The sequence below is a fragment of the Kitasatospora sp. NPDC091257 genome (assembly GCF_044757675.1).
Taxonomy (GTDB): domain Bacteria; phylum Actinomycetota; class Actinomycetes; order Streptomycetales; family Streptomycetaceae; genus Kitasatospora; species Kitasatospora lactacystinica.
In genome coordinates this window covers 1-7,333 of the sequence record NZ_JBIVVI010000363.1, presented here as the reverse complement: position 1 = coordinate 7,333, position 7,333 = coordinate 1, and the positions used below count along the sequence as shown (strand labels likewise).

Below are 7,333 nucleotides of genomic sequence, written 5' to 3'. Positions count from 1 at the left end.
GGCTCCCAGTAGACGACTGGGTTGATAGGCCGGATATGGAAGCCCTGTGAGGGGTGGAGTTGACCGGTACTAATAGGCCGAGGGCTTGTCCTCAGTTGCTCGCGTCCACTGTGTTGTTCTGAAACAACGACCCGCCCGAATCTTTTTGTCGGGTGTGCGGTGACAGTTTCATAGTGTTTCGGTGGTCATAGCGTGAGGGAAACGCCCGGTTACATTCCGAACCCGGAAGCTAAGCCTTACAGCGCCGATGGTACTGCAGGGGGGACCCTGTGGGAGAGTAGGACGCCGCCGAACAATTCTTCAGAAGAACCCCCATCCGGGATCCGGATGGGGGTTCTTCGCGTTTCCCGGCGATTGTCAGAGCTTGAGTTTGAACCCGACGTGCGAGGCCGTGAAGCCGAGCCGCTCGTAGAAGCGGTGCGCGTCCGTGCGCGTCGCGTCGGAGGTGAGCTGGACGAGGTCGGCGCCGAGTTCCCGGGAGCGGTCGACGGCCCAGCGGATGAGGTCGGTGCCCAGTCCGCTGCCGCGTTCCTCGGCGTGGATGCGGACGCCCTCGATGATCGTTCGGGTGGCGCCGGCCCGGGAGAGGCCCGGGACGACGGTGAGCTGCAGGGTGCCGACGGTGCGGCCGGCCCGGTCGGCGACGACCAGGTGCTGGTGGGGGTCGCCGTCGAGGCGGGCGAAGGCGGCGCGGTAGGGGGTGAGGTCGTCGGGGCTCTCGCGGGTGGCGCCCAGTGGGTCGTCGGCCAGCATGGTCACGATCGCCGGCAGGTCGTCGGCGGTGGCCCGTCGGATCGTCAGAACAGCCGTTTCAGTCATGATCAGAGACTAGAAGCATGTGAGGCGGCCACCACACCCTGTCTACGCCCGTAGCACCCCTTCACGGCCCTTCTGAAGGGCCGTGGGTCCCGAGGGGCGTGGGCCCCATCGGCCGTCACTCCCCGGGCTTGGTGCTGGTGATGACGGCGAAGACGGCGCCGTGCGGGTCGACCAGTTGGGCCAGACGGCCGACGCCGTGCACGTCCATGGCCGGGATCCGTACGGTCGCGCCGAGGGTGGCGGCGATGGCGAGGCTGGCGTCGGTGTTGGGGACCTCGAAGTAGGGGAGCCAGTGCGAGCCGGTGCCGCGTGCGGTGTGTTCGGGGCCGAGCTGCATGATGCCGCCGTGGGCGTCGTCTGTGCCGCCGCCGGCCGGGGTGAGGACGGTGTACATCAGCTCGCCGAGCGGGACGTCCTGCTCCTGCCAGTCGAAGACGGCGCGGTAGAAGGACTTGGCGCGTTCGGCGTCGACGCTGTAGCACTCGGCCCAGCAGAGGCTGCCCTCCTCGGTGACGAGGTCCAGGCCGCGGGTGTCGTGCGGCTGCCAGACGGCGAAGTCGGCGCCGGTCGGGTCGGTGCAGCCGGCCATCCGGCCCGCGGTGAAGACGTCGAAGGGGGCGTACCGGACGCGGCCGCCGGCCTGTTCGACCAGGGCGGTGGTGCGGTCGGCGTCCTCGGTGGCGAAGTAGAGCGTCCAGCCGGGCGGGGTCGCCTCGTCGGGGAGCGGGCCGAGGGCGGCGACGGTCCGGCCGTCGAGCTGGAAGAAGCCGTAGCCGCCGGCCTCGGGACCGGCCGAGTCGAAGGTCCAGCCGAACAGCGTGGTGTAGAAGTCGACGGACGCGCGGGTGTCGGGGCTGCTCAGGTCGAGCCAGTCCGGGGAACCGGGGCGGAAGTCGGTGTTGAGCATGGCGGCACTGCTCCTCGGACGGGGCCCGGGCGGGCGTGGTCGACGGCGGTCCCCCTCGGTCCCTCCCAGCCTGGCACCTCGGCCGGGGCGGTGCACGGCAGGCAACGGGTTCCGGGGCTGTCGGTACGGGGCGGTACGGTGCGTAGCGGCATTGATCCACCCGTACCGGTCGAAGGGGGTCCGGTGAGCAAGCAGGCGGCGCAGTCCGGGCAGCAGGTGCCGCACCAGCTCGCGCAGGTCGAGGGCGTGCTGGAGCGGATCACCTATGCCAACGAGGAGACCGGCTACACGGTGGCCCGGGTGGACACCGGGCGGGGCGCGAACGACCTGCTGACGGTGGTGGGCGCGCTGCTGGGGGCGCAGGTCGGCGAGTCGCTGCGGTTGCACGGGCGGTGGGGTTCGCACCCGCAGTACGGGCGGCAGTTCACGGTCGAGAACTACACCACGGTGCTGCCCGCCACCGTCCAGGGGATCCAGCGGTACCTGGGCTCGGGGCTGATCAAGGGGATCGGGCCGCGGTTCGCCGAGCGGATCGTGGAGCGCTTCGGGGTGGAGACCCTGGACGTGATCGAGAACGAGCCGGGCCGGCTGATCGAGGTGCCGGGGCTGGGGCCGAAGCGGACGAAGAAGATCGCGGCGGCCTGGGAGGAGCAGAAGGCCATCAAGGTGGTGATGGTCTTCCTGCAGGGGGTCGGGGTGTCCACCTCGCTGGCCGTGCGGATCTACAAGCAGTACGGCGACGGCTCGATCGGGGTGGTGCGCAACGAGCCCTACCGGCTGGCCTCGGACGTGTGGGGCATCGGCTTCCTGACGGCGGACCGGATCGCCCAGGCGGTGGGCATTCCGCACGACAGCCCGGAGCGGGTGAAGGCCGGCCTGCAGTACGCGCTGTCGCAGAGCACCGACCAGGGGCACTGCTTCCTGCCGGAGGAGCGGCTGATCGCGGACGGGGTGAAGCTGCTCCAGGTGGACGTCGGGCTGGTGATCGACTGCCTGGCGGAGCTGGTGGCGGCGGAGGGGGTGGTGCGCGAGGCGGTCCCGGGGGAGGGCGGCTTGCCGGTGACGGCGGTGTACCTGGTGCCGTTCCACCGGGCGGAGATCTCGCTGGCCAACCAGTTGGTCCGGCTGCTGCGGTCGGACGCGGACCGGATGCCGTGGTTCGGGAACGTGGACTGGCCGGTGGCGCTGGAGTGGCTGGCGAAGCGGACCGGGGCCGAACTGGCGCCGGAGCAGGAGCAGTCGGTGCGGCTCGCGTTGACCGAGAAGGTCGCGGTGCTGACGGGCGGTCCGGGGTGCGGCAAGTCGTTCACGGTGAAGTCGATCGTGACGCTGGCGCTGGCGAAGCGGGCCAAGGTGGTGCTGGCGGCGCCGACCGGCCGGGCGGCGAAGCGGCTGGCGGAGCTGACCGGGGTGGAGGCCTCGACGGTGCACCGGCTGCTGGAGCTGAAGCCGGGCGGGGACGCCGCGTACGACCGGGACCGGCCTCTGGACGCGGACCTGGTGGTGGTCGACGAGGCCTCGATGCTGGATCTGATCCTGGCGAACAAGCTGGTCAAGGCGGTGCCGCCGGGGGCCCACCTGCTGTTCGTGGGGGACGTGGACCAGTTGCCGTCGGTGGGCGCCGGGGAGGTGCTGCGGGATCTGCTGGCCGAGGGCGGGCCGATCCCGTCGGTGCGGCTGACCAGGATCTTCCGGCAGGCCCAGCAGTCCGGCGTGGTGACCAACGCGCACCGGATCAACGAGGGCAGGCCGCCGCTGACGGACGGTCTGGCGGACTTCTTCCTGTTCGCCGAGGACGACGCGGAGCGGGCGGCCGGGCTGACGGTGGACGTGGTGGCGCGCCGGATCCCGCAGAAGTTCGGCTTCGACCCGCGCCGGGACGTGCAGGTGCTGGCGCCGATGCACCGCGGCCCGGCGGGCGCGGGGAACCTGAACACCCTGCTCCAGGCGGCGGTGACGCCGGCCCGGGAGGGGTTGGCCGAACGCCGTTTCGGCGGGCGCACGTTCAGGGTGGGGGACAAGGTCACCCAGATCCGCAACAACTACGACAAGGGGCGCAACGGTGTCTTCAACGGCACAGTGGGAGTGGTGACCGCCCTGGCTGTCGACGACCAGCGGCTGACGGTGCTCACCGACGAGGACGAGGAGGTGTCGTACGACTTCGACGAACTGGACGAGCTGGCCCACGCGTACGCGGTGACGATCCACCGCTCGCAGGGCAGCGAGTACCCGGTCGTGGTGATTCCGGTCACCATGTCCGCTTGGACGATGCTCCAGCGAAATCTGCTCTACACCGCTGTGACCAGGGCGAGGAAACTGGTGGTGCTGGTGGGGTCACGCAAGGCGATCGGGCAGGCGGTCCGGGCCGTCAGCGCAGGTCGGAGGCATACCGCGCTCGACCATCGACTGACAGCTGGATGATTATCCAACGGGATGGTTGCCTCTAATGTTCTCTTGACGTGAAGAGATTTACGGCAGAGCCTAGGGTGGTGCCGATCTTGTCCGGTTCGTACCGGCTGCGGCGGCAGGTTTTGTAGGGGCGGGCCCTTTCGGGCCACCCCGGGTGCGCGACTGTCCTCCGGATGGGGGATGGTAGAGACAGTCAGGGCACCTTGGAAGAGGATTCATTTCGTCGGTGAGGAAGACGTGAGCGACAACTCGGTAGTACTGAGGTACCAGGACGGCGAGTACGAGTACCCCGTCGTCGAGAGCACTGCGGGCAACTCCGGCTTCGACATCTCGAAGCTGCTCCCGCAGACCGGCCTGGTCACCCTGGACAACGGCTTCGGTAACACCGCCGCGTACAAGTCCGCGATCACCTTCGTGGACGGTGACAACGGCATCCTGCGGTACCGCGGCTACCCGATCGAGCAGCTCGCCTCCGATGGCGGCTTCATCGAGACCGCGTACCTCCTGATCAACGGCGAGCTGCCCAACACGGACCAGCTGGCGGAGTTCAACCGCGAGATCACCCAGCACACCCTGCTGCACGAGGACGTCAAGCGCTTCTTCCAGGGCTTCCCGCGGGACGCCCACCCGATGGCCATGCTGTCCTCGGTCGTCGGCGCGCTGTCCACGTTCTACCCGGAGAGCCACAACCCGTTCGACGCGGCCCAGCGCCACCTGTCGACGGTCCGCCTCCTCGCCAAGCTGCCGACGATCGCCGCGTACGCGTACAAGAAGGCGATGGGCCAGCCCTTCGTCTACCCGCGCAACGACCTGAGCTACGTCGAGAACTTCCTGCGGATGACCTTCGCCGTCCCCGCCGAGGACTACGAGCTCAACCCGGTCGTCGTCAACGCGCTGGACAAGCTGCTCATCCTGCACGCGGACCACGAGCAGAACTGCTCGACGTCCACCGTGCGCCTGGTCGGCTCCAGCCACGCCAACCTGTTCGCCTCGATCTCGGCCGGCATCTCGGCCCTGTGGGGCCCGCTGCACGGCGGCGCCAACCAGGCCGTGCTGGAGATGCTGGAGAGCATCCAGAAGGACGGCGGCGACGTCGACGCCTTCATCACGAAGGTGAAGAACAAGGAAGCCGGCGTCAAGCTGATGGGCTTCGGTCACCGGGTCTACAAGGCCTTCGACCCGCGCGCCGCCCAGGTCAAGCTGCTCGCGCACGAGGTCCTCGGCCAGCTCGGCAAGAGCGACGAGCTGCTGGACATCGCGCTCAAGCTGGAGGAGCACGCCCTCAAGGACGACTTCTTCATCTCGCGCAAGCTATACCCGAACGTGGACTTCTACACCGGCCTGATCTACCGCGCCATGGGCTTCCCGACCAGCATGTTCACCGTGCTGTTCGCGCTCGGCCGGCTGCCGGGCTGGATCGCCCACTGGCACGAGATGATCAACGACCCGACCAGCCGGATCGGCCGTCCGCGCCAGATCTACACCGGCACCGCGATCCGCGACTACGTCCCGCTGGACGCCCGCTGACCGTGGCGGAGCCGACCACCGGCCCGCGCGGAAGCTGAGAGGGGCCCGGCCGCTGTCGAGCGGCCGGGCCCCTTCGCGTCCCGGTGGCGCGCCCGAGGGCCCGCGCGGGGACGGAACCGTACGGCGCACGACTCCGGGGTCGGCCGCAGCCGGGGACGGCCGCTCAAAGCGTCCCAGGCCCGCCAGGACCCCGGCGTCGTGCGCGAAGGCCGTCGGGTTCGACGACCGTTCCCGGGGCCCGCCGGAGCCCCGTCGGCGACAGTCCTGGAAGCGCGGGGACACATTGCCGTTCAGCGTGTCCCCGCCCATCGGAAAAACTGCCGCACTACCAACCTAAGACGTATCAGGGTGCGAGAAGTTACGCCCGGGGGGTGTGAGCTGCCTCTCGCCACGCTCCGTGTGCGCTTCGTACCACGCCCATATCACACCTTCGCTCGCGCGGGACGTCACCCTCCCCGCAGTCACGGCAACCGAGCGTGATAGGAATCGTGGCATTCCGGTACGGACCGTCGCGCACATTCGCCGCGCGACGGCGGAACTGGGGAGGGAGTGCGCAGATGGCCAGGAACGTCGTCGTCACCGGCGGTGGCACGGGAATCGGGTACGAAGTCACGCGGCGGTTCGTCGAGGCCGGCGACCACGTGGTGATCGTGGGGCGCCGCCGGGAGGTCCTGGAGAAGGCCGCGGCCGACCTCGGACCGAACGTCACCCCGCTGGTGTGCGACCTCGCCGACCCGGACGCCGTCGAGGCCGCGCTCGCCGAACTGCCCGAGCGCATCGACGTCCTGATCAACAACGCCGGCAGCCGCGAGACCGTGGTCGGCGGCGGGCCGCACGCCCTGCTGGCGCGCTGGCGCGGCGACTTCGAGCGCAACGTGCTGACCGTGGTGCTGCTCACCGAGTCGGTCCGCGACCGGCTCACCCCGGGCTCCGGCCGGGTGGTCACCGTCAGCTCCATCGCCGCCCTGCGCGGGGCCGGCTCGTACGGCGCGGCGAAGGCCTCGCTGCACGCCTGGAACCACTTCCTGGCCGCCCAGTTGGGCACCTCGGGCATCACCGCCAACATCGTCGCGCCGGGCACCGTCGCGGGCACCGAGTTCTTCGGGCCGCGGCTGGACGAGGCCGAGGTCGCCCGCCGGGCCGCCCGCACCCTGCTCGGGCGGATCGGCGAGAGCGGCGAGGTCGCGGCGGCGGTGCACTTCCTGGCCTCGCCCGAGGCCGGGTTCATCACCGGCGAGATCCTGCACTGCAACGGCGGCGAGCTGCTGGGGCGTTGAGCCGCCGGGACGTTCGGGCGCCGGAACCCCGGGGCGCCGGGCGTCGAGACATGCCGCAGGCCCCGACCGGAACCGGTCGGGGCCTGCGGCGTGTACGGGCTCAGGCGGGCCGGAAGCGGCGCAGCCGCAGGCTGTTGGTGACCACGAAGACCGAGGAGAAGGCCATCGCGGCCCCCGCGATCACCGGGTTGAGCAGGCCGGCCGCGGCCAGCGGGATCGCCGCCACGTTGTAGCCGAAGGCCCAGAACAGGTTGCCCTTGATGGTGCCCAGGGTCCTGCGGGAGAGCCGGATGGCGTCGGCCGCGGCCAGCAGGTCGCCGCGGACCAGGGTGAGGTCGCCGGCCTCGATGGCGGCGTCGGTGCCGGTGCCCATCGCCAGGCCCAGGTCGGCCTG

General features: G+C 70.2%; 5 protein-coding genes, 1 rRNA gene and 1 pseudogene. 4 read left to right on the top strand and 3 right to left on the bottom strand.

Annotation, left to right across the window (positions count from 1 at the left end):
- Window positions 1-177: 177 nt before the first annotated feature.
- Window positions 178-294: ribosomal RNA gene (rrf, locus tag ACIQOV_RS18405) — 5S ribosomal RNA — on the top strand.
- Window positions 295-357: 63 nt separating this feature from the next.
- Here rrf and ACIQOV_RS18400 read toward each other — a convergent pair.
- Together ACIQOV_RS18400 and ACIQOV_RS18395 are read right to left on the bottom strand one after the other, a co-directional pair.
- Window positions 358-819 (bottom strand): GNAT family N-acetyltransferase, encoded by a 462-nt coding sequence (locus ACIQOV_RS18400; RefSeq protein WP_401049643.1) that lies wholly within the window; start codon window positions 817-819, stop codon window positions 358-360.
- Between the two features lie 115 nt (window positions 820-934).
- Window positions 935-1,726, bottom strand: coding sequence for a VOC family protein (locus ACIQOV_RS18395; protein WP_401049641.1), 792 nt, complete (start codon window positions 1,724-1,726; stop codon window positions 935-937).
- A 183-nt stretch (window positions 1,727-1,909) separates the two neighbouring features.
- Here ACIQOV_RS18395 and ACIQOV_RS18390 point away from each other — a divergent pair, with 183 nt between their 5' ends.
- From ACIQOV_RS18390 to ACIQOV_RS18380, 3 genes are all read left to right on the top strand, one after another.
- Window positions 1,910-4,147 (top strand): ATP-dependent RecD-like DNA helicase, encoded by a 2,238-nt coding sequence (locus tag ACIQOV_RS18390; RefSeq protein ID WP_401049639.1) that lies wholly within the window; start codon window positions 1,910-1,912, stop codon window positions 4,145-4,147.
- 225 nt (window positions 4,148-4,372) lie between these two features.
- The gene (locus tag ACIQOV_RS18385; protein ID WP_401049637.1) at window positions 4,373-5,662 is read left to right on the top strand and encodes a citrate synthase; all 1,290 of its coding nucleotides are present in this window, start codon (window positions 4,373-4,375) and stop codon (window positions 5,660-5,662) included.
- Window positions 5,663-6,219: 557 nt separating this feature from the next.
- Window positions 6,220-6,939: an SDR family NAD(P)-dependent oxidoreductase gene (locus ACIQOV_RS18380; protein ID WP_380550267.1), complete on the top strand. Its 720-nt coding sequence runs from the start codon at window positions 6,220-6,222 to the stop codon at window positions 6,937-6,939.
- 100 nt (window positions 6,940-7,039) lie between these two features.
- On the opposite strand, the pseudogene ACIQOV_RS18375 reads toward ACIQOV_RS18380, so the two are convergent.
- Window positions 7,040-7,333, bottom strand: a pseudogene (locus tag ACIQOV_RS18375) (heavy metal translocating P-type ATPase); the annotation flags it as partial.